Source organism: Marinovum algicola (genome assembly GCF_900109145.1).
GTDB lineage: Bacteria > Pseudomonadota > Alphaproteobacteria > Rhodobacterales > Rhodobacteraceae > Marinovum > Marinovum algicola.
Genome location: NZ_FNYY01000058.1, coordinates 1 through 1,739 on the forward strand (window position 1 = coordinate 1; position 1,739 = coordinate 1,739).

The window sequence follows — 1,739 nt, forward strand, 5'->3', positions numbered from 1 at the left end:
GGGTGTTGTCCTCGGTTCAGGTTGGTGGTCACAACCCGACCCTACCGAGAAACCCGATGGCCACCGCAAGCTACACCACGTCTCGGGACGTCACCCCTCACCTCGCTGGCGCTGCGGTTGGAAACCGATGTGGTGGATCGGCATTGCCAACTTGAATGTACATGACGGTTTGCATAATCGACTTGCATAAAGATACCAACCGAAATGCCGCGCCTGAAGGGCTTCCGCTACCCACGTGAAATCATTTCTTATGCTGTCTGGGCCTACCACCGGTTTGCGCTCAGCACCGCGGATGTCGAGGATCTTTTGGCAGAGCGGGGTGTAATGGTCAGTCGCGAAACCGTTCGCAAATGGGTGAACCGGTTCGGATCGCACTTCGCCACACGCGTGAAGCGGGATCGGCCCGCCGTCAACGACAAATGGCATCTCGATAAGGACGTGATTCCGATCACTGGACGAAAATTCTGGTTGTGGCGGGCAATCGATGCCGATGGAGACGTTCTGGATATCCTTGTTCAGCCGCAGCGAAATGCGAAGGCTGCACGGCGTTTCTTTCAGCGACTGTTTGACCGTTTTGGTAACCCGCGTGTCGTCATAACAGACAAATTGCGCAGTTATGTTAACCCGGATAATTCTTCGCTTCTGCCCCAGCAAGCCGAGCAGACTCCCGCTCGATCAGACGGACCTGTTCCGTCACCTCGATCGGCGGGATGCCGGCCATGCATCGTCTTGCTGCTTTGTACCCCAAGGATCGGATCGGTAGGGCCGCGGTTGTGATCGAGGGCACCAAGGCCGAGGAGATCGGGAAATCCCCGATACCGTAGATGGCAAGGTCTTCGGGGACGCGGATGTTGCGCCGGAGGCATTCGAATACCGCGCCCGCCGCAAGCATGTCGCCGGCGAGGAACAGCGCGTCGGGGTGCGTCGGGAGGGCAAGCGCGTTTTGCAGAATGCTGGCCCCGGCGGCATAGTGGTCGCCCTCATCGGGGGGAGTTGTGACGTTAACCGAAGGAGGTGGGCGTCAGCGCAATTGATGCAGGCCTGCGGCGACGTTGGCGGCGGCTTTCCAAGCGCGAAGAGTTTCCAGTCGATGATAGCCAATAGTCAGGGCGGCGCGTCGGCGAGCTGGAACGGAGAAGCGATTGCGGGTGGCAGAATGGATGGACACGAAGAGTTGCAGGCCACCGGGTGAGCGATAGCCCTGCATCGTGCGCTCTCGCTTTCGGAACGGCAAATGGCGGGTCTCGGCGCGGTTATTGAGACCTTTGTGGGACCAGTGATCAAGGCCCGGGGGCGACATCCCACCTCGCTGCGCCATAGGAGCGGAGCTTGTCGGTGATGATCCGTCTGGGTACGAAGCCCCAGCGTTTCACCAGCCTGACCAAGAGCCGCTTTGCCGCGTGCTTGTCCCGCCGGGGCTGAAGGATTTCATCCAGGGGGAGTGTCCTGAACTTTGTGTATCCGGGCCGGCCCATGCGGTTTGGGATACTCAAGCGTCGAAACGCTCGCCGAACATTATGGCGAACTGATTTCGGGCTGCAAACCATTCCCGAACGTTTCGTCCGTCCCTCTCGAAGTTGCGGATAGCCAAGTAGATCAGCTTGGTCGCGGCCTCATCCGTGGGGAAGGACCCACGCGTCTTGAGGTGACGTCCCGAGACGTGGTGTAGCTTGCGGTGGCCATCGGGTTTCTCGGTAGGGTCGGGTTGTGACCACCAACCTGAACCGAGGACAACACCC

At 59.6% G+C, this 1,739-nt stretch carries 4 pseudogenes; 1 reads left to right on the forward strand and 3 read right to left on the reverse strand.

Going from position 1 to position 1,739, the window contains the following annotated elements:
* Positions 1-186: 186 nt before the first annotated feature.
* Positions 187-627: pseudogene (locus tag BMW90_RS26035) on the forward strand (IS6 family transposase); the annotation flags it as partial.
* On the opposite strand, the pseudogene BMW90_RS27340 reads toward BMW90_RS26035, so the two are convergent.
* From BMW90_RS27340 to BMW90_RS27135, 3 pseudogenes are all read right to left on the reverse strand, one after another.
* Positions 620-988, reverse strand: a pseudogene (locus BMW90_RS27340) (substrate-binding domain-containing protein); the annotation flags it as partial. The pseudogenes BMW90_RS26035 and BMW90_RS27340 sit on opposite strands and share 8 nt — an antisense overlap.
* 33 nt (positions 989-1,021) lie before the next feature.
* Positions 1,022-1,436, reverse strand: a pseudogene (locus BMW90_RS27380) (DDE-type integrase/transposase/recombinase); the annotation flags it as partial.
* A gap of 53 nt (positions 1,437-1,489) precedes the next feature.
* A pseudogene (locus tag BMW90_RS27135) lies at positions 1,490-1,739 on the reverse strand (hypothetical protein); the annotation flags it as partial.